We start from the raw sequence: 23,072 nt of genomic DNA, 5'->3' as shown, positions 1-23,072 counted from the left end.
CCTCAGAGAGACCCCCCGACGGACTGCCCCGGAGGAGTCACCGCATGCGCACCGCCCTGCCCACCACCCACCAGGCGCTGACGGTTCCTGAGGTCATGACAGCTCTCCGCCTGAGCCGCTTCAAGGTCTACGACCTGATTCGCTCCAAGCAACTCCCGAGCTTCACCGTCGGCCGGGCCCGCCGGGTCCCTGCTGACGCGGTCCAAGCCTTCATGCAAAACCGACTGGAGGAGGCCGCCTGATGGCCAAGCGCGCCAACGGCGAGGGCAGCATCACCATCCGCAAGGACGGCACGTACCACGGCCGCGTGTACGTGACCACGACCAGCGGCATCCGCAAGCGCGTCTCGGTCTACGGCAAGACCCGTGACGAGGTGCGCCAGAAGATCACCGAACTCCAGGCGCAGGAGAACCAGGGCATCCCGGTTCCCGACACGAACATGAACCTGGAGGACTACCTGAGCTACTGGCTCGCGACCGTGGTGAAGGTCCACCGCCGCCCCAAGACCTACCAGGGCTACGAGAGCGTGGCTCGTGTCCACCTGATCCCCGGGCTCGGCCGCAGGAAGATCCGTACCCTGCGGGCCGCCGAGGTTCGGACGTGGATGGCCCGCGTTGCCTCCGAGTGCCAGTGCTGCAAGCACGGCTGGGACAAGGAACGGCCCGAGCGGCAGTGCTGCGCGGCGGGGGAGTGCTGCAAGGCCATGCTGTCGCGCCGCATGGTTCAGTCCATTCACGCCGTACTCCGCAACGCGCTCCAGAACGCCGTACGAGAGGAACTGATCGTCCGGAACGTCGCTCAGCTCGTGCAGGTCCCCACGCCCTCGTACGACACCGGCAAGGGGCTCAGCGTCGCCGACGCCAGGTTGCTCATCCGGGAGTCGGCTGAAGACCGGTTGCACGCGCTGTACGTGCTCGCCCTGGTACTGGGGATGCGGCGGGGCGAGCTGCTGGGGCTGCGTTGGGACGCGGTCGACCTCGACCGGGAAACGCTGATCGTAGAGCGGGCTCTGCAGCGCGTCGGTGGTGAGCTGAGGCTGGTCAAGCCCAAGACTCTCGCCTCAGTCCGTACCGTCCCCCTGCCTCCGGTCGTCGTGAAGGCGCTCACCGAACACCGCGAGCGGCAGGCGCAGGAGCGGGCCGCCGCCGGCATCGAGTGGAAGGAACACGGGCTGATCTTCACGTCCCGAATCGGCACCCCTCTTGAGCCGGACAACCTGCGGCGGAGCTGGCACCCGTTGCGCTCCCGGCTGGGCCTGGAGATCAGGTTTCATGACCTGCGTCACTCCGCTGTCTCTCTGCTACTCGACCTGGGGGTGCCGCCTCATGTGGTCCGGCAGATCGTCGGCCACAGCGACATCGGGGTGACCATGAGGGTCTACGCGCACGCGTCGATCGACGAGCAACGAAAGGCTCTGAGGAGGCTTTCTGGCGAATTGACCTGAAGGCCGCTACGGCCTGGGCTGAGACCCCCCTGCCGTCGTCTCAGCCCAGGAGTGGTTAAGGCTCCGTTGGCTCTTGTTCTGTTGAAGTGCCGGTGCCTTGAGAAGCGCGACGTTCGGTTTGCATTTGACACCAAGCTCCGAGCGACATCTTCCCGATGGCGCAGAGTATTAGTGCAATTGCTGGAGCGAGGAAGACGGGCGCAGCGCCGAGATGTGGCGCAATTGCCGCAGTGATGGTGGCGGCCAAGCCGGTCTGTTTCGGCTTGAAGCCGGACATCACGGCTGCTCGTTCCTCTTCATAGTTGAGGCCAGTGCAGAGGAAGTCGTGAAGCTGATCTAGAAACTTATCGAAGAAAACCTTTGGGCCTAGAGTTGCGCTGAATGGAGCGGTACCTGTCGCTACCGTTCCGCTCATCCATGCCGATGCGGCACTCTCATAGTCCATTCCGTCGTCGAGCATTGCTTTGACGGTCGACCGCTGATAGTTGGGCAGCTCGGAGAGCCAGAATTCCTGCTCGTCGACCAAAAGAGCGTTCATCTGACTCACGAAATCATATCCTTGATGTATTCCGCGCTCACAGCGTGGCCCGTCTGGTGCAGAGTGCTCGGATCGACGCCGCCGATCATGAAGGATCCGCCGATGGCGGGCGTGTAGCTTCCGGTGACCATGGCGCACACGGTGCCGCGCTGGACATCGAAGACAGGTCCCCCTGACTGGCCCGGCCTGACGTGAGTGTTAACCACGATGTGCTTATTCTTAATCCCTTGATTCGGGATCAATACTTTGGCGCCAACCTGACTGCGCTGCACGGTCACTACTCTGCGGCCTGAGTCCATGTGAGGGAAGCCGTAGATATCCACGTCTGCCCCGGGGGGAATCATGTCTGTTCCGCTCAACTGATAACTGAACTCCGCAGAGTTGCCCGGTGACAATTCCAAAATGCAGATGTCGCGAATCGGGTCCGCTTCGACAATCCTCACCTGTAGGAAATTTGACTCGGTCACGGTCGTGTCTTGGTAGTCTTCCCCTCCGGTTACCGTTGGGAAAAGAGCAACCATGTTTGCGTCGTTCGGTCCGACGACATGCATAGCTGTCGCAAGATGGCGAGGTGCTACCGGAAAGCAGGTTCCCAAGAGCCGGCCTTGTGCCCCGTCGACTCTGGCAAGGGCCAAGATCATGTGTCCGTAGTAGCGCACACCTCTCCCTTTCCGTCTGCGGGAAGCCATGCTGTCACAAGGGTGAAGTCCCTGGTGGGCTTTCGCAGGATATGTGGATCCGTCCTTGCAGCGGGTGGCAGTGCTTGACGGTGGTGCCAGCGCGCCGAGACCTAGCCGATCGTGGGGCAGGGCCGGTGCGTGCATTCGGAGCGCCTCGTCGGCCCCGTGGCTGTCGAGCAGCGTTGGCGTACCGGTTGGCGTAGACGACGCAAAAGAGCCCCTCTCCGGGATCCCGGAGAGGGGCTCATGCCCTTGAAGGGCTGCGGTGGCTGGGGCCGGGGTCGAACCGGCGACCTTCCGCTTTTCAGGCGGACGCTCGTACCAACTGAGCTACCCAGCCACGAGGTTTCACGTGAAACCTCAGCGGTCCTGACGGGATTTGAACCCGCGGCCTCCACCTTGACAGGGTGGCGAGCACTCCAAACTGCTCCACAGGACCAAGCGTGTCGTACGACAGTGTCGCACAGGGTGGTGCGTGCCCCCAACGGGATTCGAACCCGTGCTACCGCCTTGAAAGGGCGGCGTCCTAGGCCGCTAGACGATGAGGGCTATCGGCCCGCCTGCGCGCTTCTCAGCGCGTCGGGGACGTGAGAAGCATATGGGATGCCGGGACCTATCGCCAAAACGGTTTAGGGGGAGGCGGAGGGGGTGCCCTCCGTGGGGGTGCTCGGGGAGCTCGGTGACGGGCTCGCGCCGGGCTGGTTCTCCTCCGGCAGGTGGCGGCTGACCTCGGCCGTCGTGAGGCCGAGGCCGCCCAGCTCGATCTCGTCCCAGGCCTGGAGGTGGCGGGAGTCCCGGTCGAAGTAGAGGATCGACGCCTCGATGGGGTCCGGGTGCTTGCCCTCGATGGCGCGCAGGCCGCTGCCGCCGGTGGAGCCCTCGATGCGGAGCCGGGTGCCGTACTTCAGGACCTCCGTCTCGTCGTGGTGGAGGTGGCCGGCCAGGACCAGGGGGACCTCGCCGTCGACCTCGCGGGCCGCCGCCGGTTCATGGGCGACGGCTACGTCCACCGGGGTGCCGGCCGTGCGCTGGTCGCGCAGCGCCGTGGCCAGCCGGGCACCCGCCAGCTCCTGGGACTGGGCGGCGCCGAGCTGCTTCGAGCGGTCCGGCGTGAACTGCGGATCGCCGATGCCCGCGAAGCGCAGGCCCTTGACCGTCTTCGCCCGGCCGTCGTCCAGGACGTGGACGTTCTTCAGGTCCTCCAGATAGCGCTGGGTGAGCATCGAGTCGTGGTTGCCACGGACCCAGACGTAGGGGGCCCCGAGGTCCTCGATGGGGTCCAGGAAGCCGTTCTCCGCGGCTGTGCCGTGGTCCATCGTGTCGCCCGAGTCGACGATCACGTCCACCTTGTACTGCTCCACGAGCGAGGCGATGATCTTCCAGCTCGCCGGGTTGAGGTGGATGTCGGAGACGTGCAGGACCCGGATGGTGGAGGGGTCGGGCGCGTAGGCCGGGAGCGTCGAGGTGGCGTCGTAGAGCTTGGTCACGTTGGTGACCAGGCGGGCCAGTTCCTTCTGGTAGACGTCGAATTCGGTGACGATGCTGCGCGCGTTGCCGACCAGGGAGGGGGCCGAGGTGAGCAGGCCGGAGAACTTGGGTTCCAGGACGGAGTCGGGGCGCCAGGTGGCGTAGGCCGTGCCGCCCGAGGCGGCGAGGAGGGTGAGGGCGAGGCCGCCGGCGGCCAGGGCGCGGCGGGGGCGGCGGTAGACCGCGAGGCCGAGGGCGGTGGCGCCGGCGACGACGGCGACGCTCGAGCGGACGGCCAGGTCGAGGGTGCCTCGGCCGACGTCCTCGGTGACCTCGTCCTGGAGGCCGGAGAGGCGTTCGGGGTGGTCGACCAGGGCCTGGGAGCGATCCGGGTCGAGCTGGTCGACGTTCACGTCCAGGCGGACGGGGGCGTTGTGGCTGTCCAGCGCCAGGGCGCCCAGCGGGGAGATGTTGATCTTGGTGCCTCCGGTGAAGGAGGGGCGCAGGGTCATGGTGGTGTTCATGGGGCCGACCGGGACCCGTACGTTGCCCACGACCAGCAGCCCCAGCCAGGCGCCGAGGAGGACGACGGCGACGAGTCCCACCGCGCGGCCCCACGGGTGCGGCTGCCGTACGAGCTCGATCGTGGTGGGCGCCTGGCGGGAGCGGTAGCGACGGGCCAGGGCGCGCGGGGGCTTGCGGATCGGGTTCAGGACACTCAGGACTGCGGCGGGGACGCGGGCCATTGATCCCGTATGCCCAAGTCCCGGGCCGGATATGCGACGCCGGATGGCTCTCGTACGGCCGGGTCGTGGCCGACAATGGGCCTGTGCTGGAGATGACGCGCGAGGAGTTCGAGGAACTGGTCGCCGAGGCGCTCGACCGGATTCCGCCGGAGCTGACCCGACTGATGGACAACGTCGCGGTGTTCGTCGAGGACGAACCGCCGGCGGACGATCCCGAGCTGCTCGGGCTGTACGAGGGGACTCCGCTGACCGACCGGGGGGAGTGGTACGCCGGGGTGCTGCCGGACCGGATCACGATCTACCGGAACCCGACCCTGCGGATGTGCGAGTCGCGGGAGGACGTCGTCGCGGAGACGGAGGTCACCGTGGTGCACGAGATCGCGCACCACTTCGGCATCGACGACGAGCGCCTTCACGCCCTGGGCTACGGCTGAGCGGGATGTGAACGCGGGGCGCGTGTCCTCTTGTGGGCGGCGGGAGTTGAAGGTGTTGACTCCATCACCCTTCCCGGAGGTGGCCCCGTGCGCCCCTTGTACGTACCCGTCCGCCTGGCCGCCACGGTCGTGGCCGTCGCCGCCGCCGCCGGCTGCATGAGCGTCGGCGCCGACGGCGCGGGCGGGAGTGCCAAGCCGTCGCACTCCGCGGGGCAGCGCGCGGGGGAGGCGCCCGACGGCGGGCCGGCGGGGCCGGGCGGCGGCCCCGGCGTCGGCGCGGCGGCCGACGGCAAGCACGGGCACGGCAAGGGAAAGAAGGGCGCGAAGGGTGAGCGTGGCAAGCCCGGGGAGTCGGCGTCTGCCGAGGCCTCGCCGTCCGCCGCGGTGAGCGCGCCCGCGCCGGGAGGCGCCAAGCCGGGGCAGCCGGCCAAGCCGACGCCGAAGCCTCCGGCGCCGCCCACTCCCACCCGGACGGCCGAACCGGAGCCCACGCCGACACCGCCCGAGCCGCCGGCATCACCGGAGCCGACGCCGGAGCCGTCGTCGTCGGCGCACGAGCCACCGGGGCCGCAGCTGGCACAGCGGGAACCGGCTCCGGAGGCCGGGGAACCGGCATAGCCCTGCGGTGAGCTGTGTCACGGCGAGGGCTTGGCGGGAACAGGCTGTGGGGGTGGTGGGTTGGAAACCGACGGGAGGTTCTCCAGGCCAGTGGCCGACGGAGGGCGTCCCTGTGTCCCTGTCCGTCTCCTGCGGAGTCCGGTTTGCCTTGCGGGGCCCGGAGTGCGTATGGTGGCAGATCGTTTGATCCCATTCTTGCCCGGCGCCACTACAGAGCGCGCCGTGTGGCGCGTACTCTCCCTTGCCGTGGTGGACCGCATTGAGGCGGTCGTATTGCGAATCGCGAATCACGGAGTTGACGGGCGCGTGCCGATCGAGACTCCGGAAGGTTTCGCATTCGCATGTCCATCGCCAGTACTGATCACGTCGTCGTGCCCGAGAACGAGGCAGCCGACAGCACCCCCGAAGTGACCTTCGCCGACCTCGGTCTGCCCGAGGGCGTCGTGCGCAAGCTCGCACAGAACGGCGTGACCACCCCCTTCCCCATCCAGGCCGCGACCATTCCGGACGCCCTGGCCGGCAAGGACATCCTCGGCCGTGGCCGCACCGGCTCCGGCAAGACCCTTTCCTTCGGTCTGCCGACCCTGGCGACGCTCGCCGGCGGCCGCACCGAGAAGCACAAGCCGCGCGCCGTCATCCTCACGCCGACCCGTGAGCTGGCCATGCAGGTCGCCGACGCGCTCCAGCCCTACGGCGACGTCATGGGGCTGAAGATGAAGGTCGTCTGCGGCGGTACGTCGATGGGCAACCAGATCTACGCTCTGGAGCGGGGCGTCGACATCCTGGTCGCCACCCCGGGCCGGCTCCGCGACATCATCAACCGCGGCGCCTGCTCCCTGGAGAACGTGCAGATCGCCGTTCTCGACGAGGCCGACCAGATGTCCGACCTGGGCTTCATGCCCGAGGTCACCGAGCTGCTGGACCAGGTCCCGGCGGGCGGCCAGCGGATGCTGTTCTCCGCGACCATGGAGAACGAGATCAAGACCCTGGTCGACCGGTACCTGAACAACCCGGTCAGCCACGAGGTCGACGCCGCCCAGGGCGCCGTCACGACCATGTCGCACCACATCCTCATCGTGAAGCCCAAGGACAAGGCGCCGGTCACCGCGGCCATCGCCTCCCGCAAGGGCCGCACGATCATCTTCGTCCGCACCCAGCTGGGCGCCGACCGCGTCGCCGAGCAGCTGCGCGACGCCGGTGCGAAGGCCGACGCGCTGCACGGCGGCATGACCCAGGGCGCGCGGACGCGGACGCTGGCCGACTTCAAGGACGGCTACGTCAACGTCCTGGTCGCCACCGACGTCGCCGCGCGCGGTATCCACGTCGACGGCATCGACCTGGTGCTGAACGTGGACCCGGCCGGAGACCACAAGGACTACCTGCACCGCGCGGGCCGTACGGCGCGTGCCGGCCGCACGGGCACCGTCGTCTCCCTCTCGCTCCCGCACCAGCGGCGCCAGATCTTCCGGCTGATGGAGGACGCGGGCGTCGACGCCGGGCGTCACATCATCCAGGGCGGCGCGGCCTTCGACCCCGAGGTCGCCGAGATCACCGGCGCCCGGTCGATGACCGAGGTCCAGGCCGAGTCCGTGGGCAACTCCGCGCAGCAGGCCGAGCGTGAGGTCGCCCAGCTCACCAAGGAGCTGGAGCGGGCGCAGCGGCGTGCGACCGAGCTGCGTGAGGAGTCCGACCGGCTGCTCGCGCGGGTCGCGCGTGAGCGGGGCGAGGAGCCCGCGGCCGTGGTGGCCGGCGAGACCGCGGACGCCCCGGCCGTCGCCGAGGTGTCGGTGCCGGAGCAGCCGACCGCGCAGGACGTCGAGCGTGCGGAGCGTTCCGAGTCCTCCCCGTCGTACGAGCGCCGGGAGCGGCGCGAGGAGCGTGGCGGCGGCTACGGGCGTGACCGGTACGCCGACCGGGAGCGTTCCTTCGACCGTGACCGTGGTGGCGACCGCGGCGGGCGTTCCTTCGACCGTGACCGCGGTGGCGACCGTGGTGGCCGTTCGTTCGAGCGTCGTGACGACCGCGGTGGCGACCGTGGTGGCTTCAACCGGGACCGTGGTGGTGACCGTGGTGGCCGTTCGTTCGAGCGTCGTGACGACCGCGGCGGCTTCAACCGCGACCGCCGGGACGACCGTGGTGACCGGGGTGAGCGTGGTGGCTTCCGCCGGGACGACCGTGGTGGCCGTTCCTTCGACCGTGACCGCGGTGGCGACCGTGGCGGCCGTTCGTTCGAGCGTCGTGACGACCGCGGCGGCTTCAACCGCGACCGCCGGGACGACCGTCCGGGCTTCCGCCGCGACGAGCGTGGCGGGCACCGCGGCAGCGACCGTCCCTTCAACCGGGACCGCCGGGACGACCGTCCGGGCTACCGCTCCGGCGGGCACGACCGCCCGAACGGCCGTCGTGACGACCACCGCGGTGGCGGCTCCTTCGGCCGCCGCGAGGACAAGCCGCGCTGGAAGCGCAACGGCTGACGCGCAGCTGACGCATAGCTGACGCATAGCAGTGTGGAGCGCCGTGGCCCCGCCCCGACGGGCGGACCACGGCGCTCTGCTGTGCGTCCCGTACGGTGGTGTGTGACCGTCACGTTCCGATACCCGATCGGAGACTCGCCGTCCTGCGGCTATGCTCGTGGGGGCAACATCGCCTGGGCCCTTAGCTCAATTGGCAGAGCAGTGGACTTTTAATCCATTGGTTGTGGGTTCGAGTCCCACAGGGCCTACCGAAGAGCCCCAGTTCAGATTCTCTGAACTGGGGCTCGGTTCGTTCTCGGGGTGGCTCAGCCCGTCGTCAGCATCCCCGCCCGCAGTCGTGCCACCGTCCGGGAGATCAGGCGGGAGACGTGCATCTGGGAGATGCCGAGGCGGGCGCCGATCTCGGCCTGGGTGAGTTCCTCCACGAAGCGCAGATGGAGGATGAGGCGCTGGCGTTCGTCGAGTTCGGCGACCAGGGGAGCGAGGGCGTGGAAGTCCTCGACCAGTTCGAGGGCCGGGTCCTCCTCGCCGATGAACTCCGAGAGCGTCGCGTCGCTTTCGTCCGCGTCGCCGCCGACCGTCGCGTCGAGGGACGAGGAGAGGTAGCCGTTGGCCGCGACCTGGGCCTCGACGACCTGCTCCTCGGTGAGGTTCATCAGGGCCGCCAGTTCGGCGACCCGGGGCGCGCGGCCGAGGCGGGAGGCGAGTTCCTCGGTGGCCTTGGCGAGTTCCGTACGGGCCTCCTGCAGCCGGCGCGGCACATGCACGGCCCAGGACGTGTCACGGAAGAACCGCTTGATCTCGCCGATGATGTAGGGCACCGCGAAGCTGGTGAACTGCACCTCGCGGGAGACCTCGAAGCGGTCGATCGCCTTGATCAGCCCGATGATGCCGACCTGGACGACGTCCTCCATCGCCTGGCCGCTGCCGCGGAACCGGCGGGCCGCGAACCGCACCAGCGACATGTTCATCTCGATGAGGGTGTTGCGCGCGTACTGGTATTCGGGAGTGCCCTCCTCCAGTACGGCGAGCCGGTCCAGGAACTGTCCGGTCAGCTCGCGCGCGTCCTGCGGGGCGAGCTTCTGCGGCTCGGCGATCTGGGGCAGTACCTCACTGGTCTCGGTACCGGAATCCGTCGTCGTGCCGATGCGCGTCGTCGCCGTCACGGGCCCTCCCATATAGTCCCGGCCCGCTTCCATCCCCCGACAGGCCACCTTCAGCGCCGCTACCCGCAGTCGCCCGGCTCATGCCCCGCATATGCCCCATCGAGACGTTGACCACAGTCGGTGCAGGTCGGGGCGGTGTCGGGGTACCCACAAAAGTCTGCGACGGTACGGACTGGAGGGTGGGGCGGCGTGGTGGGGAGGAGTTCAGGCAGTCCGGCTGCCGGGCGAGCCGGAGTCGTCGGAGGCGTCGTGTATCCGGGCCGCCGCCACGTCGCAGAACGCCTCGAGACCCTGCAGCAGCGCGACCCGCTTGGCCGCGGGCATCTGGTCGAGCACGTCGCGCAGCGCCTGCTCCCGTCGTACGCGCAGATCGGCGAGGAAGGTACGGCCCCGGCCGCTGAGGCGCAGGCGCACCTCGCGCCGGTCCACCGGACTCACCACGCGCTCGACGAACCCGGTCGCCTGCAGCCGGTCGCAGAGCCGGCTCGTCGAGGGCGGTGTGGAGGCCAGGGAGTCGGCGAGCGTGCGCAGGTTGATGCCCTCGTGGTGCTCGAGGATGAGCAGCACGCGCAGCTGGGAGGCGGAGGCGGGTGCCGTCGAGGCCCGGCCCCACAGGACTTCCAGCAACTCCGCGGCCGTGGAGGTCACACGTGCGACCTCTGCTGGCTCGGGGCGGGGTCGGAGGGAAGTCACAGTCACACTCTCGCAGGCGCCGGGGTGGCCGTCAGCGTACTAGGCGCCCGGGTTGCCAGGGGCGGCCCGGGCAAGGGTCACAGCCGCCCACCGCGTATTCGGACCAAGGATTGGTGTGTCGACCATCGTGACGACGATCGTGAACAGATTCGTGGCCGCCGAGCGCGCCCTGCGCACGGCGGCCCCCCATCAACTGCTGGACGCGGTCCGTCGTGTACTGACCGATCAGTACGCGGCGGACTCCGTCGAGCTCTTCCTTGCGGACTACGGACTGACGGTGCTCCAGCCGGTGTCCGTGCTGCCGCACACCCTCCGGCCGGTGTCGGTGCACAACAGCCCGGCGGGGCGGGCCTTCGGGGCTCAGGAACCGTATGTGGAAACCCCGTCGAGTGACGTCGTACGCGTGCATCTGCCCGTCACCGTGCGCGGCGACCGGCTCGGCGTACTGACCGTGGTCCTGCCGGGCGGTGAGCACGCCGACGGCTGTCTCGGTGAACTGGCCGAGATCGCCCAGGTGCTGGCACACGAGGTCGTCGTGGCCGAGAGGGACACCGACCTGTACCTCCAGGCACGCCGCAGGGACCGCCTCACCCTGGCCGCCGAGATGCAGTGGCAGCTGCTGCCGGGCCGCTCCTGCGCCCGCCCCGAGTACGAGCTCGGTGCCCAGCTGGAACCGGCGTACGCGATCTTCGGCGACAACTTCGACTGGTCCGCCACGGCCGACCGGCTCAGCCTCTACGTCACCAACGGCATGGGCGAGGGCATCGAGGCCTCCCTGCTGACGAACCTGGCGATCAACGCCCTGCGCAACGCGCGCCGGGCCGGTCTCCCGCTCGCCGACCAGGCCGCCCTGGCCGACCAGGCGGTCTACGCGCACTACTCGGGCCGCTGCTACCTGTCCGTGCTCATGCTCGACTTCGACCTGGCCACCGGGCGGGTCCGGGCGGTGGACGCCGGGTCCCCGCAACTGCTGCGGCTGCGCCGGGGCGCGGTGGAGCGGGTGGACTTCGACGCCCAGCTGCCGCTCGGCATGTTCGAGGAGACCGACTACGTGGCCCAGGAGTTCAAGGCCGAGCCCGGCGACCGGCTCGTCTTCGTCAGTGACGGGGTATACGACGTCGCCTCCCCGGGCGGAGAGGCGTACGGCGACACCGCTCTGGCCCGGGCGATCCAGTCGACCCGGCTGCTCCCGGCCGCCGATGTGCCCCGGGCCGTCCTGCGCGAACTGAGCGGCCATCGTGGCCGGCCGGTCGCGGACGACGACGCCCTGGTGGTGTGTCTGGACTGGCGTGGGCGATGAGGGACGGGGAAGGCGCAGGCCAGGGGCGGCGAGGGGCAGTTGTTTGGTGTTGCCCCCCGTCGGCACTAATGTTTGTCATACGGCAAGTAACGGCTGGGGTGCCGTAACGCGGCCCCGGTCCGGTCCGTGCAAGGGAGCGATGCAAGTGTCGGAATCGGAACGGAACGCGGAACAGGAGCCGGCCCATTACCAGGTGAGCGCCTTCCTCGAACAGCGCCGGGAGCAGGTGGCCCAACGATGGGCGGACGCCGCGCTGTTCCGCACGGTCTTCACCGTCTCACGGGACGAGGCCGTGGAGGCGGGCAGGTCCGTGGCCGCCGCGCTGGCGGCGGTGGCGGCTTCCGGCCGGTCGGAGGACATCCGGGCGCCCGGATTCGAGCCGGTGCGCGATCAGCTGGGCCGGATGGCGGCCTCCCGCGCCCGTACGGGACTCGACCCGGACGGGGTCGCCGCCGAGGTGGCCGCCCTGCGCGAACCGGTGACCGAGCTGCTGCGCGCCGAGTTCCCGGACCCGTACGCCCCCGAGGCCCAGGAAGGCGTGCTGGCCCTGACGGTGCTCATGGGCACGCTGCGCCTGGTCGTGATGGAGACCTTGGTCAGCTCGGGCGAGGAACTGATCGCACGGCAGCGCGAGCAGCTGCTCGAAGCGTCCACCCCGGTGATCAAACTCTGGGAGAGCACCGTCGCCGTGCCGCTGATCGGCACGCTGGACAGCGCGCGCAGCCAGGTGGTCATGGAGAGCCTGCTGGACGCGATCGTCGCCGAGCGCGCCCGGTTCGCCATCCTCGACATCACCGGTGTGCCCACGGTCGACTCGCTGGTCGCCCAGCATCTGATGAAGACGGTGGCGGCGGCCCGGCTGATGGGTGCCGAGTGCATCGTCTCCGGGATCCGGCCCGCGATCGCGCAGACCATCGTCCATCTGGGCATCGACCTCGGCACGGTGCTCACGCGCGCGAGCCTGGAGGACGCGCTGGCCTACGCGCTCAGCCGGCAGGGCGTCGAGATCGCGCCGCTCCGGTCGGCCGGCCCGGCGGCCGACGCGGGCGTGCGGTGACCGGGCTCGGGCCGGGGCTGCCCGGACCCGCGGGGGGACACGCCTTCACGGTGCCGGTCCTCCAGCTGGGCGACACCCTGCTGGTCACCCTTCAGGGAGAGCTGCACGACGGGATGGCCGAGCAGCTCCAGCAGGACATCACGGGCCGGATCGCGCACACGCGGGTGACCGGGGTGGTCATCGACATCTCGGGCGTCGACATGGTCGACTCTTTCCTGGGGCGGGTCCTCGCCGAGATCGCCGCCGGAGCCGGACTGCTGGCCGCCCGTACGGTGCTGGCCGGGATGCGTCCGGCGGTGGCGATCACCCTGGTCGAACTGGGGCTCACCCTGCCGGGACTGCGTACGGCCCTGGACGTCGAACGCGCGATGGAGCTGCTCGCCGCCGGTGAGCGTCACAGTGAGGGGAGTCCCTGATGCAGGCCTCCCGCCATGCCGCGCCGACGAGCCTGCCGATCGGCTCGGACGCCGATCTGGCCTGGGTACGGCAGCAGGTCAGGCAGGCCGCGGCCGAGCTCGGCTTCGGGCTGGTGCAGCAGACCAAGCTCGTCACGGCGGCGAGCGAACTGGCCCGCAACACCCTCGTCCACGGCGGGGGCGGCCATGTGGAGATCACCCCGCTGGGCCTCGGGCCGTCGAGCGGCCTGCGGCTGGCCTTCGTCGACACCGGGCCCGGCATCCGCGACCTGGACCAGGCGATGACCGACGGCTACACCAGCGGCGGCGGGCTCGGTCTCGGCATGAGCGGAGCCAAGCGGCTGGTGCACGAGTTCGAGGTGGAGAGCCGGCCCGGTGAGGGGACCACCGTCACCGTCACCGCCTGGGCCACCGCCGTACCGCCGTCCCGGCCGGGGGCCTGATGAGCAGGGTGTGGGACGTGCCGGTGGACGACTCGACCCGGGTGCGGGACGTCCGGGTGGCGGCCGAGGAGGCCAGCGCCCGCGCCGGGCTGCCCGCGCCCCGCACCGCGACCGCCGCGCTCGTGGCGACGGAGCTGGCGACCAACCTGCTGCGGCACGCGGACGGCGGGCGCGTCGTCATCAACCTCGTCGAGCGCGGGGAGCGCGGAGAGCGAGGCGAGCGCGGGGAGCGCGGGCAGCGTGGCGACGAGGGCACCCCGGAGACGTCCGTGCAGATCGTCTCGCTGGACCACGGCCCCGGCATCCCGGACATCGCGGCGGCGATGCGTGACGGCTACACCACCGCGTCCTCCCTGGGCGCCGGGCTCGGCACGTGCCGGCGCATAGCGAACGACTTCGACCTGCACAGCGCCCCCGGGCGGGGCACCGTGGCCGTGGCCCGCATCGGCCACGAACGGGCCGTCAGGGGGTCGCGGCCCGCGCCGGGCCCGCGCGTGGGCGGCGTCAACGTCCCCCTCGGCCGGGCCGAGTACTCCGGCGACGCGTGGAGCCGGGTGTACGGCGGCGACCATGTGACCCTCCTGCTCGCCGACGGGCTCGGCCACGGGCCCAAGGCGGCCGAGGCGTCCGGCGCCGCCGTGGCCGAACTGCGCGCAGTGGCCGGCCTGCCGCCCGCCGAGATCCTGCGGCGCCTGGGCAGGACCCTGCGGCCCACCCGGGGCGCGGCGGTCGCCGTGGCCCAACTCGACCTCGTATCTAGGCAGTTGAGCTTCGCCGGGATCGGCAACATCGGCGGCCGGCTGCGCACCGACGGCACCTGGAAGCCGCTGCTGTCCCACCCCGGCATCGTGGGCGCGCAGGCCCCGGCGTCGGTGCCCGTGCAGCGCGTTCCGTGGCAGGAGGACAGCCTGCTCGTCCTGCACAGCGACGGTCTGCCCGGCCGCTGGACGCCGCCCGACGACGGCGTGCTCCTCTCCTGCGACCCGGCGGTGGTGGCCGTGGCGGTGCTGCGGGACGCCGGGAGCGCGGCCCTGCCGGTGCGGGACGACACATGTGTGGCCGTACTGGGCGCCGGCGGCGGGGGCCGGCACGGCTCGGGGGCCTGACTCACTCAGTTCCGTCAGGGTGCGGCCCGGCCTTGTCCCGTGCCGTCAGGAATCCCCGCAACCCCCGGCTCAGAGCCACTCGTTCCGCCGGTTCCATCGCCGCCAGCGCCGTGGCCAGGGCCTCGGTCCGGCGGTCCGCGACGTCGCTCAGGACATGCCGGCCGTGCGGGGTGAGACACAGCTGCACCTCGCGGCGGGTGCCCGGGTGCGGGGCCCGTTCCAGCAGGCCGGCCGCAGCGAGCCGGTCGCAGAGCCGGCTGGCCGTGGGGAGGCCGATGTCCAGCTCGTCCGCCAGGGCCGTGACGTTCAGGCCGGGCGCCGCCTCCACGGTGCGCAGCGCCCGCAGCTGGTGCGGGGACAGGCGCAGGGACGCCTCCTGGGCGGCGACCGACCACAGGGCCGTCAGACTGTCCACGGCATCGGCGATCTGCGACGCGACGGCTTCCGGTCCGTCGCCCGGTCCCCTCGCCCGGGAGTCGCCGGGGGCGCCGAGATCGGTCACGAAACGTCACTTTCCATAAGCTCCGGGTCCTGCGGAGGTCGCCCTCTTTCAAAAGGCTGTACCCGATGAGCCGAGGGACAAGCAGCCCCGTTCGACACCCGGCCGGGCCGGGCCCCGTTCAGCCCGCGCTGAGCTCCGTCAGCGCCGCCAGCGGCAGCGTGTGCTGGGTCTGCAGGACCTTGGCGCGCAGGTAGCGGACGTTGTGCGCGGTGGTGAAGACGCCCGTCGGGACGCGGTCGCGCACATCGACGCCCAGGGTGCGCAACTGGTCTGCCTTGTCGGGGTTGTTGGAGAGCAGGTCCAGCTCCCCGATGCCCAGGGCCTTCAGCATCTGGGCCGCCGCCGTGTAGTCGCGGGCGTCCTCCGGCAGCCCCAGGGCGGCGTTCGCCTCGTAGGTGTCGAGGCCCTCGTCCTGGAGGGCGTACGCGTCGAGCTTGTTGTAGAGGCCGATGCCCCGGCCCTCCTGGCGGAGGTAGAGGAGCACGCCGCCGCGGTCGGCTATGCGCTCGACCGCCTCGCGCAGCTGCGGACCGCAGTCGCAGCGGGCCGAGCCGAACACGTCCCCGGTCAGGCACTCCGAGTGCAGTCGCACCAGCGGGACCGGGCCCGGCTCGCCCAGGACGACGGCCACGTGCTCCTGGTCGTCGGCCAGTCCGTGGAAGGTGACGACTTCGGCGTCGACCTGGTAGCCGTCGTGGAAGCGAAGCGGTACCCGGACGCGGGAGCGCGGGGTGGCGAGTGCGGCGGGGGTGTCGGGCATGCGGGGCCTCCGGGTTCCGTTCCTGTTCGGCTGCACAGCCGTCTGCTTCAGATTTGAAGCAGATCCACGGTTCGGAACACTACCCTTGCTTTAAATTTGAAGCAACGAGCTTCAGCCTCTTGTGACGTGCCTCACTAATGTGCCCCAAGGGGTCCCAGGGAGCCGCCTCACGAACAGGCCGTGGAGGACCTCCGCCGCCACGGCACGTCGTCCGACGTCGGCCGGGTCCCGTCCTCCTGGAGCCCCTGCGCGATCGCCGCGGAGATCTCCTCCAGCTGCGCCACCTGCTCCTCGCTGAGCCGGTCGAAGACGAAGCTCCGCACGGTCTCGACATGCCCCGGCGCCGCCCGCTCCAGTACGGCGAACCCCGCCTCGGTCAGCGCGGCGATGCTGCCCCGCTTGTCGTACCGGCAGGCCTCGCGCCGCAGCATGCCGTCCTTCTCCAGCCGTGTCACCGCGTACGTCAGGCGGCTGCGGGTGATCTTCAGCCGCTCGGCGAGATCGGTCATGCGCAGACGCTGTTCGGGGGACTCCGACAGGACGGACAGGATGGAGTAGTAAAGGTGCGGCATGCCGGCGTCCTGCTGGAGCTGCCGGTCGATCGCGTCCTCCAGGAGCAGTGAGGAGGCGATGTACGCGCGCCAGGCGCGTTGCTCCTCGGGGGTGAGCCAGCGAGTCGTCATGCCGCCAGTGTAGGTTTGTTTCAAACTTGAACCAAGACCCGGCGGGACATGCCCTAGGTCCCGCCCGTCCGCCGTCCCATCCGACCGGGGAGCGTCGATGCCTCACCCGTACGTCCTGCTGTCCGCCGCCGTCTCCCTCGACGGCTATCTGGACGACACCGGGCCCGAACGCCTGCTGCTGTCCGGCCCGGCCGATTTCGACCGGGTCGACGAGGTCCGGGCGTCCGTCGACGCGATCCTGGTCGGCGCCGGCACCATCCGCGCCGACAACCCGCGCCTGCTGGTCAACTCGGACGAGCGCCGCGCCGCCCGTACGGCCGCCGGCCGACCCGAGTACCCCCTCAAGGTCACCGTCAGCGGCACCGGCGACCTCGACCCGGAGGCGCGGTTCTGGCACACCGGCGGCGAGAAGGTCCTGTACACGACCGACCAGGGCGCCGAGCGTGCCCGGGCCCTCGGCCTCGCCACCGACGTGGTCCCCCTCGGTGCCGACCTCGACTGGCGCCGGCTCCTCACCCATCTGCACGACGTACGGGGCGTACGACGTCTCATGGTCGAGGGCGGCGGCCTGATCCACACCCAGCTCCTCACCCAGGGCCTCGCCGACGAACTCCAGCTCGTCCTCGCCCCGCTCTTCGTGGGCGATCCGAAGGCCCCCCGCCTCTTCGGGCCCGGCGGCTACCAGGGCGGCCGGCTCCGGCTGCTGGAGACACGTCGCATCGAGGACGTGGTCCTCATGCGCTACGAACCCACCGCCCCGGGCACCGGCTCCCTCCCCATCGCCGCCGACCACCACTGGCTGGCCCTCGCCTGCGAACTGGCGGACCTCTGCCCGCCGTCGGACACGGCGTTCAGCGTGGGCGCGGTGGTGGTCGCGGCCGACGGCACGGAACTGGCCCGCGGCCACTCCCGCGAGGGCGGCGACCCCCTCGCGCACGCCGAGGAGGCGGCCCTGGCGAAGCTCGACCCGTCCGACCCGCGCCTCGCCGGCGCCACGGTCTACAGCAGCCTGGAGCCCTGTGCCCGCCGCGCCTCCCGCCCCGCACCCTGCGCCCGGCTGCTCCTCGACGCGGGCGTACGCCGCGTGGTCACGGCCTGGCGCGAGCCGGACACCTTCGTCCAGGGCGCCGACGGCAGCGGAGTCCTGGCGGCCGGCGGGGCGGAGGTCGTCGTCCTCCCGGAGCACGAGCAGCGGGCCAAGGCCCCGAACCGTCATCTGCTGTAGGGGCGGGCGAGGGCGGATCCTGCCGCTGAGCACGACGTGGTCAAGAGTGGTCCCGCGGATGGCGTACACTGGAATCACAACGACGCGGGGTGGAGCAGCTCGGTAGCTCGCTGGGCTCATAACCCAGAGGTCGCAGGTTCAAATCCTGTCCCCGCTACTGAAGGCCGAGGGCCGGAATCCGAAAGGGTTCCGGCCCTCGGTGTATTTCTGCTTTCCGCACCGCGGTTACTGCCCGTGAGTGAAGGGCGCCGCTCCGCAGAACAACTGACACGCCGTCAATACCCAGCAGTCACTTGCGGAACGGGCAACTCGCCCGATTTGGGCCGGTCATGGCAGGTAAGTCCGCACGAAAAAGGTTAATGATCAAGTGGAATCGCTGGAATCCACTCCCCGGGTCTATTAACGTTCGATAACGCAGCGCGGTCGTCCCAGCCGTCACAGAAGGCGGCTCCGTGCGCACGCGCCGAATCCCGAAAGGGAACCGGGGAACCACCACTTGGGGTGAATCGGGCGTAAACCGCCGTGGAAGCACGGTCGGTATACGCGCGTAGGAGACCTTCCTGCTCCGAACCCGTCAGCTAACCCGGTAGGCGAGAAGGAAGGAAAGGAGTACGCCCACGTGGCGTCCAACCGGCCTGCCCCCGCGGCCCCGTTCGCGCGGAACGAGCGCGACACCGAAACTTTCGGCTACGGCGGTCAGCGCACCGACGAGGGCCCGTTCCAGGAGTGGAACCCCACCGAGGAATCCATCCGTCCCGTCCGTGGCCGGCATCGCGTCACCAAGCAGCGCGGCGGAGGCCTCGCCCGCAGCTCCACCGTCCTGGGCGTCGGCGTCATAGCCGCCGTGGGCGCGGGCGGCATGGCCAGCGCCCAGACCGGTAAGCCGCCGGTGTCCATCTCCGTGCCGGACCTGCCCTCGGTGGGTTCCCTCATCTCGGACGACGACACCCCCGCGGGCTCCTCCACTCCGCTCAGCGGCCTCGGCACGACGGCCACAGCGGACACCGAGCAGAACTCCTCCGGCGCCGGCGAGGCGCTGCGCGCCCGGATCATGGCCCAGGTCGAGCACCAGCAGGACCAGATCGACACCAAGGCCGCGCAGGACGCCGCCGACGCCGCCGAGAAGGCGGCCGCGGAAGCCGTGGCCAAGGCCAAGGAAGAGGCCAAGGCCAAGGCCGCCGAGGCCAAGAAGAAGGCGGAGGAGGCGGCCGAGAAGAAGGCCGAGGCCGAGCGGCTCGCCGCCCTCGCCAAGCAGTTCACGCTGCCGACCTCCTCGTACACCCTCACCTCGACCTTCGGTCAGGCCGGCGCCTACTGGTCCTCCGGCTACCACACGGGTCTCGACTTCGCCGCCCCCACGGGCACGCCGATCAAGGCGGTGCACAGCGGCACCATCACCGAGGCGGGCTGGAACGGCTCGTACGGCTACAAGACGGTCCTCACCCTCGATGACGGCACGGAGATCTGGTACGCGCACCAGTCCTCCATCGGCGTCAGCGTCGGCCAGAAGGTCAGCACGGGCGATGTCATCGGCCGCGTCGGCGCCACCGGCAACGTCACCGGGGCCCATCTGCACCTCGAAGTTCACTCCGGCGGTTCCAGCAGCGGGATCGACCCGATGGCGTGGCTGCGGGGCAAGGGCCTGACCCCGTAAGCGCCACAAGCCAGTCGAAGCACCGGCAGCCCTGACGACGACCCCCCGACGTCAGGGCTGCCGGTCTTTGGTTTACAGGACCTTTGCGTCCGCTCCGGAATGAGCCGCTCTGGCACGGCCGTTGACGAGAGGCATGACTTCCCTTCGCAAGCTCGGCTCCTCCGACCTCGAGATCTTCCCCCTCGCCCTCGGCGGCAACGTCTTCGGCTGGACCGCGGACGAGGCACAGTCGTTCGCCGTCCTCGACGCGTACACCGCCGCCGGCGGCAACTTCGTCGACACCGCCGACGTCTACTCCGCGTGGGTCGACGGCAACCAGGGCGGCGAGTCCGAGACCGTCCTCGGCAAGTGGCTCGAGGCGCGCGGCAACCGCGCCGATGTCGTCGTCGCCACGAAGGTCAGCCAGCACCCCGAGTTCCAGGGCCTGTCCGCCGCCAACATCAAGGCCGCCGCGGACGCCTCGCTGCGCCGCCTGCGCACCGACTACATCGACCTCTACTACACCCACTTCGACCGGCCCGACGTGCCGGTGGAGGAGATCATCGGGGCGCTCGACGAACTGGTGAAGGCCGGGAAGGTCCGGCACATCGCCGCCTCCAACATCTCGGCGGAACGGCTGCGGGCCTCCCTGGAGTTCTCCGACCGTGAGGGCCTTGCCCGCTATGTGGCGCTCCAGCCCCACTACAACCTGGTCTCCCGCGACACCTACGAGGGCGAGCTCCAGGACCTCGCCGAGCGCTCCGGCCTGGCGGCCGTCCCGTACTACGCGCTCGCGTCCGGCTTCCTCACCGGCAAGTACCGGACCGGTACGACCGTCGACAGTGCGCGGGCCGGCGGTGCCGCCAAGCACCTGGAGACCGAGCGGGGCCGCCGGGTCCTCGACGCCCTCGACGAGATAGCCGCGGCCCACGACGTCCCCGTCGCCACGGTCGCCCTGTCCTGGCTCGCGGCCCAGCCGACGGTGGCGGCCCCGATCGCGTCCGCACGGACGGTGGAACAACTGCCGGCACTGCTCGGGGTCGGGGAGCTCGCACTGACCAAGGCGGAGGCGGACCGGCTCACGGAGGCTTCGGCCTGAGGCTCTGAGGCTCTGAGGCTCTGAGGCTCTGAGGGTTCTGAGGGTTCTGAGGCTCTGAGGGTTCTGAGAGCTCTGAGGGTTCTGAGTGGTTCGTGTGGGCCGGGCGTCGCGGCTACGAGCGGTACGGGTTGTACGCGGGGTACGGCGTCGTCGGGGCGGAGTGGTACTGCGTCGTCGGATGGCCGTACCCGTACGCCCCGTGCACCGGCCAGGGCGGTGCCGCCACCGGTACGGGAGGGGCCGTGATCCGCGCCGCGTGGTCCAGCGCGGGGCGGGCCGCCTCCCGGCGGCGCCACAGTTCCTCCAGCAGCTCCCGTTCCCGTACGACGAAGTCGGTACCGGCGCGGCCGCGGCGGCCCCGGTGCCGCAGGAACGCCAGAGACGTCGCGTAGGACTCGTACTGCGCCACCGCCCGCGCCGCGGTCTTCCCCGCGTGCCGGCGGGCGTACTGGCGGGCGATCCGCCGGGCCCGCATCGAGCCGAGCGCGTACGGCTCGGCCGGAGTCAGCCAGCCGGCGACGGCGTACGCGGGCAGCTCCGCCCGTACGGTCCTCAGCTCCCGCTGCCGGGTCCAGATCACCAGCCACGTCAGCAGCCCGAAGATGGGCACCATGAACGCCGCGTACACGGCGAAGAACCCGTACTCACCGAACGCCGACGACCCGTTCCACATCGCGTGCATCCCCATCGCGAGCAGCAGCCCGGAGAGCGGGAAGGCGACGCGGCGGATGTGCTGGCGGTCCGCCGAGAGCGCGGCGATGCCGAAGCCGATGCCCGTGAGGACCGTGAAGAGCGGGTGCGCGAACGGCGACATGACGATCCGCACGAAGAAGGTCGCCGCCGTGACGGAGGCGATGCCCGTGTGCCCGGCGAGCTGGTCGGTGCCGAAGGCCATGCCCAGGTAGAGGATGTTCTCCGTGAACGCGAAGCCGGTGGCCGTGACGCCGGCTATGACGACTCCGTCGACGATGCCGGTGAAGTCCCGCCGCCGGAAGAGGAAGACCAGTAACACGGCCGCCGCCTTGGCCGACTCCTCGACCACCGGCGCGATGACGGTCGCGCCGAGCGTGTCCGCGCTCGTCGGGTCCGCGGTCGCCGTCGCTATCCACTGGGTCGCGAAGCTGTTGGCGACGATCGCTATCAGCGCCGCCGCGCAGGCGCCCCAGGCGAAGGAGAACAGCAGGTTCCGCCAGGGGCCCGGTTCGACCCGGTCCAGCCAGCGGAACGCGGCTATGAGCAGCGGCACCGGGAGGACGGCCAGCCCGAGCCCGACCAGGAACCCCTCCGTGCCCGTCTCCTCGCGGACCAGGGCCAGGATGACCAGGCCGGAGATCACGAGGAGCGTGGACAGCGCGCCGTAGCGCACCCAGGCGCGCTGCCACCAGTGGGCGTGCCGCAGACCGGCGGTGGATGTGCCGGTGAGGGGCACGCCGTCGGGGGGACCGCTGGGGTACGACGGGTGTGGGGGGCAGGTGGCCACGGCATTGACCCTAACGACGGATGGGCGCTGTCCGCAGGCGGAAGAGGCCGGGGGCGGTCAGACGCCGGCGGGGGGTTGGTCCACGTGCTGTACGCGACGGAAGAGGAGGTCGTTCACGACATGTCCCTTGTCCAGTCCCTGGCCCTCGAAACGGGTCAGGGGACGGAAGTCGGGACGGGGCGCGAAACCGCCGTCCGCCTGCGTGTTCTCGAAGTCGGGGTGTGCGGTGAGGACCTCGAGCATCTGCTCGGCGTACGGCTCCCAGTCGGTGGCGCAGTGCACGGTCCCGCCGGGCTTGATGCGGGTCGCTGCGAGGGTCAGGAAGTCGGGCTGGATGAGCCTGCGCTTGTGGTGCCGCTTCTTGGGCCAGGGGTCGGGGAAGTAGACGCGCAGTCCGTCGAGGGAGTCCGGGGCGAGCATCTCGCGGAGCAGGATGATCGCGTCGCCGTTCGCTACCCGGATGTTGGACATGCCGTCCCGGTCGGCGAGATTGAGCAGGTTGCCCTGGCCTGGGGTGTGGACGTCGACGGCGAGGATGTTGGTGCGGGGGTCGGCGGCGGCCATCCGGGCGGTCGCCTCGCCCATGCCGAAGCCGATCTCCAGGACGACGGGGTTGTCGTTGCCGAACAGATCAGCGAGGTCGAGCCCTCGGTGCCCGTCGATGTCCAGTCCCCACTTGGGCCACAACCGCTGCAGCGCGTCCGCCTGCCCCGCGGTCACCCGGCTCCGCCGCGGCTGAAAACTCCGGATCCGCCGCTCGAAGTGCGACCCGGCGGGATCGGCCTTCGGCCCGTCGGGAAAGCGCGGCTCACCCTTGGCCCGTGTGTGCCGGATGGACACACCGGGCGCGTGGTCGGGGTGCTCGCCGTCGGGAGTGGTGGGCGGACGGGGGCTTTCGGGGGTATTCACGGAGTCAGACACAGTGAAGCCGATTTTACGGCCGCCACGGCCAGCAGCCCCAGCCGCGGGCACACGCGCCGCCCCAGCTGCGCCCCCGCGCCGCCCTAGCTGCGGGCATGCCGTGCCGACCTAGCCGCGGGCACGCGCACCCCCCCCCGCTGCGGGCATGCGTGCCGCTAGGGGCGGCACGGGTGGGCGCAGCGGCACC

The 23,072-nt window shown here is 70.5% G+C and carries 23 protein-coding genes, 5 tRNA genes and 1 riboswitch; of the genes, 15 read left to right on the top strand and 13 right to left on the bottom strand.

From position 1 onward, the window contains the following. Window positions 1-44 precede the first annotated feature (44 nt). Together ACIBK5_RS41715 and xerC are read left to right on the top strand one after the other, a co-directional pair. Window positions 45-242 carry a helix-turn-helix domain-containing protein gene (locus tag ACIBK5_RS41715; protein WP_399028402.1) on the top strand — a complete coding sequence of 66 codons (198 nt, stop codon included), beginning with the start codon at window positions 45-47 and terminating at the stop codon, window positions 240-242. Then, window positions 242-1,444: a tyrosine recombinase XerC gene (xerC, locus tag ACIBK5_RS41710; protein WP_399028400.1), complete on the top strand. Its 1,203-nt coding sequence runs from the start codon at window positions 242-244 to the stop codon at window positions 1,442-1,444. Before ACIBK5_RS41715 ends, xerC begins: the two co-directional genes overlap by 1 nt. Window positions 1,445-1,499: 55 nt before the next feature. Here the strand turns inward: xerC and ACIBK5_RS41705 are convergent, their stop codons facing one another. The 6 genes from ACIBK5_RS41705 to ACIBK5_RS41680 form a co-directional block, all read right to left on the bottom strand. After that, a complete protein-coding gene (locus ACIBK5_RS41705; protein ID WP_399028398.1) occupies window positions 1,500-1,991 on the bottom strand; it encodes a hypothetical protein in 492 nt (163 codons plus the stop codon). After that, entirely contained in the window at window positions 1,988-2,641 is a 654-nt protein-coding gene (locus ACIBK5_RS41700) for a serine protease (RefSeq protein ID WP_399028396.1), read from the bottom strand. The genes ACIBK5_RS41705 and ACIBK5_RS41700 overlap by 4 nt, the downstream gene beginning before the upstream one ends. Window positions 2,642-2,928: 287 nt before the next feature. Continuing rightward, window positions 2,929-3,002: transfer RNA gene (locus ACIBK5_RS41695), tRNA-Phe, on the bottom strand. 24 nt (window positions 3,003-3,026) lie between these two features. After that, window positions 3,027-3,101, bottom strand: a tRNA-Asp gene (locus ACIBK5_RS41690). A gap of 37 nt (window positions 3,102-3,138) precedes the next feature. Continuing rightward, window positions 3,139-3,211: transfer RNA gene (locus tag ACIBK5_RS41685), tRNA-Glu, on the bottom strand. An 80-nt stretch (window positions 3,212-3,291) separates the two neighbouring features. Further along, a complete protein-coding gene (locus ACIBK5_RS41680) occupies window positions 3,292-4,875 on the bottom strand; it encodes a metallophosphoesterase (protein WP_399028394.1) in 1,584 nt (527 codons plus the stop codon). Window positions 4,876-4,958: 83 nt separating this feature from the next. On the opposite strand from ACIBK5_RS41680, the gene ACIBK5_RS41675 reads away from it, so the two are divergent. The 4 genes from ACIBK5_RS41675 (at window position 4,959) to ACIBK5_RS41660 (ending at window position 8,649) form a co-directional block, all read left to right on the top strand. Beyond that, window positions 4,959-5,309, top strand: coding sequence for a metallopeptidase family protein (locus tag ACIBK5_RS41675; protein ID WP_184593542.1), 351 nt, complete (start codon window positions 4,959-4,961; stop codon window positions 5,307-5,309). Between the two features lie 87 nt (window positions 5,310-5,396). Next, window positions 5,397-5,927 carry a hypothetical protein gene (locus ACIBK5_RS41670; RefSeq protein WP_399028392.1) on the top strand — a complete coding sequence of 177 codons (531 nt, stop codon included), beginning with the start codon at window positions 5,397-5,399 and terminating at the stop codon, window positions 5,925-5,927. A 341-nt stretch (window positions 5,928-6,268) separates the two neighbouring features. Continuing rightward, the gene (locus ACIBK5_RS41665; RefSeq protein WP_399028390.1) at window positions 6,269-8,401 is read left to right on the top strand and encodes a DEAD/DEAH box helicase; all 2,133 of its coding nucleotides are present in this window, start codon (window positions 6,269-6,271) and stop codon (window positions 8,399-8,401) included. A 175-nt stretch (window positions 8,402-8,576) separates the two neighbouring features. Then, window positions 8,577-8,649 (top strand) — tRNA-Lys (locus tag ACIBK5_RS41660). A 57-nt stretch (window positions 8,650-8,706) separates the two neighbouring features. Here the strand turns inward: ACIBK5_RS41660 and ACIBK5_RS41655 are convergent. Together ACIBK5_RS41655 and ACIBK5_RS41650 are read right to left on the bottom strand one after the other, a co-directional pair. Further along, window positions 8,707-9,567 carry an RNA polymerase sigma factor SigF gene (locus ACIBK5_RS41655; protein WP_399028388.1) on the bottom strand — a complete coding sequence of 287 codons (861 nt, stop codon included), beginning with the start codon at window positions 9,565-9,567 and terminating at the stop codon, window positions 8,707-8,709. A gap of 204 nt (window positions 9,568-9,771) precedes the next feature. After that, a complete protein-coding gene (locus ACIBK5_RS41650; RefSeq protein WP_399028386.1) occupies window positions 9,772-10,215 on the bottom strand; it encodes a MarR family transcriptional regulator in 444 nt (147 codons plus the stop codon). A gap of 184 nt (window positions 10,216-10,399) precedes the next feature. On the opposite strand from ACIBK5_RS41650, the gene ACIBK5_RS41645 reads away from it, so the two are divergent. The 5 genes from ACIBK5_RS41645 (at window position 10,400) to ACIBK5_RS41625 (ending at window position 14,582) form a co-directional block, all read left to right on the top strand. Next, complete coding sequence (locus ACIBK5_RS41645; RefSeq protein ID WP_399028505.1) at window positions 10,400-11,560, top strand: PP2C family protein-serine/threonine phosphatase; 1,161 nt, start codon at window positions 10,400-10,402, stop codon at window positions 11,558-11,560. Window positions 11,561-11,699: 139 nt separating this feature from the next. Next, complete coding sequence (locus ACIBK5_RS41640) at window positions 11,700-12,617, top strand: STAS domain-containing protein (RefSeq protein WP_399028384.1); 918 nt, start codon at window positions 11,700-11,702, stop codon at window positions 12,615-12,617. After that, window positions 12,614-13,033: an STAS domain-containing protein gene (locus ACIBK5_RS41635; protein WP_399028382.1), complete on the top strand. Its 420-nt coding sequence runs from the start codon at window positions 12,614-12,616 to the stop codon at window positions 13,031-13,033. Before ACIBK5_RS41640 ends, ACIBK5_RS41635 begins: the two co-directional genes overlap by 4 nt. After that, on the top strand, window positions 13,033-13,476 hold the full coding sequence (locus tag ACIBK5_RS41630) for an anti-sigma regulatory factor (protein WP_399028380.1): 444 nt from the start codon (window positions 13,033-13,035) through the stop codon (window positions 13,474-13,476). Before ACIBK5_RS41635 ends, ACIBK5_RS41630 begins: the two co-directional genes overlap by 1 nt. Further along, window positions 13,476-14,582, top strand: a complete 1,107-nt coding sequence (locus tag ACIBK5_RS41625; protein ID WP_399028378.1) for a SpoIIE family protein phosphatase — start codon at window positions 13,476-13,478, stop codon at window positions 14,580-14,582. The genes ACIBK5_RS41630 and ACIBK5_RS41625 overlap by 1 nt, the downstream gene beginning before the upstream one ends. 1 nt (window position 14,583) lies before the next feature. Here ACIBK5_RS41625 and ACIBK5_RS41620 read toward each other — a convergent pair whose 3' ends face one another. The 3 genes from ACIBK5_RS41620 to ACIBK5_RS41610 form a co-directional block, all read right to left on the bottom strand. Next, window positions 14,584-15,084: a MarR family winged helix-turn-helix transcriptional regulator gene (locus ACIBK5_RS41620; protein ID WP_399028376.1), complete on the bottom strand. Its 501-nt coding sequence runs from the start codon at window positions 15,082-15,084 to the stop codon at window positions 14,584-14,586. A 118-nt stretch (window positions 15,085-15,202) separates the two neighbouring features. Further along, window positions 15,203-15,844 carry a GTP cyclohydrolase II gene (gene ribA, locus ACIBK5_RS41615; RefSeq protein ID WP_399028374.1) on the bottom strand — a complete coding sequence of 214 codons (642 nt, stop codon included), beginning with the start codon at window positions 15,842-15,844 and terminating at the stop codon, window positions 15,203-15,205. A 167-nt stretch (window positions 15,845-16,011) separates the two neighbouring features. Beyond that, the gene (locus ACIBK5_RS41610; protein WP_328340579.1) at window positions 16,012-16,527 is read right to left on the bottom strand and encodes a MarR family transcriptional regulator; all 516 of its coding nucleotides are present in this window, start codon (window positions 16,525-16,527) and stop codon (window positions 16,012-16,014) included. A gap of 97 nt (window positions 16,528-16,624) precedes the next feature. Here ACIBK5_RS41610 and ACIBK5_RS41605 point away from each other — a divergent pair, with 97 nt between their 5' ends. From ACIBK5_RS41605 to ACIBK5_RS41590, 4 genes are all read left to right on the top strand, one after another. Further along, complete coding sequence (locus ACIBK5_RS41605; protein ID WP_399028371.1) at window positions 16,625-17,752, top strand: dihydrofolate reductase family protein; 1,128 nt, start codon at window positions 16,625-16,627, stop codon at window positions 17,750-17,752. Window positions 17,753-17,835: 83 nt separating this feature from the next. Beyond that, window positions 17,836-17,909 (top strand) — tRNA-Met (locus ACIBK5_RS41600). A 294-nt stretch (window positions 17,910-18,203) separates the two neighbouring features. Continuing rightward, window positions 18,204-18,360: riboswitch (cyclic di-AMP (ydaO/yuaA leader) on the top strand. Between the two features lie 11 nt (window positions 18,361-18,371). Then, complete coding sequence (locus ACIBK5_RS41595) at window positions 18,372-19,406, top strand: M23 family metallopeptidase (protein ID WP_399028370.1); 1,035 nt, start codon at window positions 18,372-18,374, stop codon at window positions 19,404-19,406. 133 nt (window positions 19,407-19,539) lie between these two features. Then, window positions 19,540-20,484: an aldo/keto reductase gene (locus ACIBK5_RS41590; RefSeq protein ID WP_399028368.1), complete on the top strand. Its 945-nt coding sequence runs from the start codon at window positions 19,540-19,542 to the stop codon at window positions 20,482-20,484. 112 nt (window positions 20,485-20,596) lie between these two features. Here the strand turns inward: ACIBK5_RS41590 and ACIBK5_RS41585 are convergent, their stop codons facing one another. Beyond that, entirely contained in the window at window positions 20,597-21,964 is a 1,368-nt protein-coding gene (locus ACIBK5_RS41585; RefSeq protein ID WP_399028366.1) for a PrsW family intramembrane metalloprotease, read from the bottom strand. 57 nt (window positions 21,965-22,021) lie between these two features. Further along, a complete protein-coding gene (gene trmB, locus ACIBK5_RS41580) occupies window positions 22,022-22,885 on the bottom strand; it encodes a tRNA (guanosine(46)-N7)-methyltransferase TrmB (protein WP_399028364.1) in 864 nt (287 codons plus the stop codon). Between the last annotated feature and the right edge of the window lie 187 nt (window positions 22,886-23,072).

Source organism: Streptomyces sp. NPDC050546 (assembly GCF_044457425.1).
Classification (GTDB): domain Bacteria; phylum Actinomycetota; class Actinomycetes; order Streptomycetales; family Streptomycetaceae; genus Streptomyces.
This window is presented reverse-complemented; position numbering and strand designations above follow the sequence as displayed.

Coding starts and splice junctions, on each gene's coding strand:
- ACIBK5_RS41605 (WP_399028371.1), top strand. CDS start 16,625: ATGCCTCACCCGTACGTCCTGCTGTCCGCCGCCGTCTCCCTCGACGGC.
- ACIBK5_RS41630 (WP_399028380.1), top strand. CDS start 13,033: ATGCAGGCCTCCCGCCATGCCGCGCCGACGAGCCTGCCGATCGGCTCG.
- ACIBK5_RS41625 (WP_399028378.1), top strand. CDS start 13,476: ATGAGCAGGGTGTGGGACGTGCCGGTGGACGACTCGACCCGGGTGCGG.
- ACIBK5_RS41590 (WP_399028368.1), top strand. CDS start 19,540: ATGACTTCCCTTCGCAAGCTCGGCTCCTCCGACCTCGAGATCTTCCCC.
- xerC (WP_399028400.1), top strand. CDS start 242: ATGGCCAAGCGCGCCAACGGCGAGGGCAGCATCACCATCCGCAAGGAC.
- ACIBK5_RS41640 (WP_399028384.1), top strand. CDS start 11,700: ATGCAAGTGTCGGAATCGGAACGGAACGCGGAACAGGAGCCGGCCCAT.
- ACIBK5_RS41610 (WP_328340579.1), bottom strand. CDS start 16,527: ATGACGACTCGCTGGCTCACCCCCGAGGAGCAACGCGCCTGGCGCGCG.
- ACIBK5_RS41680 (WP_399028394.1), bottom strand. CDS start 4,875: ATGGCCCGCGTCCCCGCCGCAGTCCTGAGTGTCCTGAACCCGATCCGC.
- ribA (WP_399028374.1), bottom strand. CDS start 15,844: ATGCCCGACACCCCCGCCGCACTCGCCACCCCGCGCTCCCGCGTCCGG.
- ACIBK5_RS41715 (WP_399028402.1), top strand. CDS start 45: ATGCGCACCGCCCTGCCCACCACCCACCAGGCGCTGACGGTTCCTGAG.
- ACIBK5_RS41665 (WP_399028390.1), top strand. CDS start 6,269: ATGTCCATCGCCAGTACTGATCACGTCGTCGTGCCCGAGAACGAGGCA.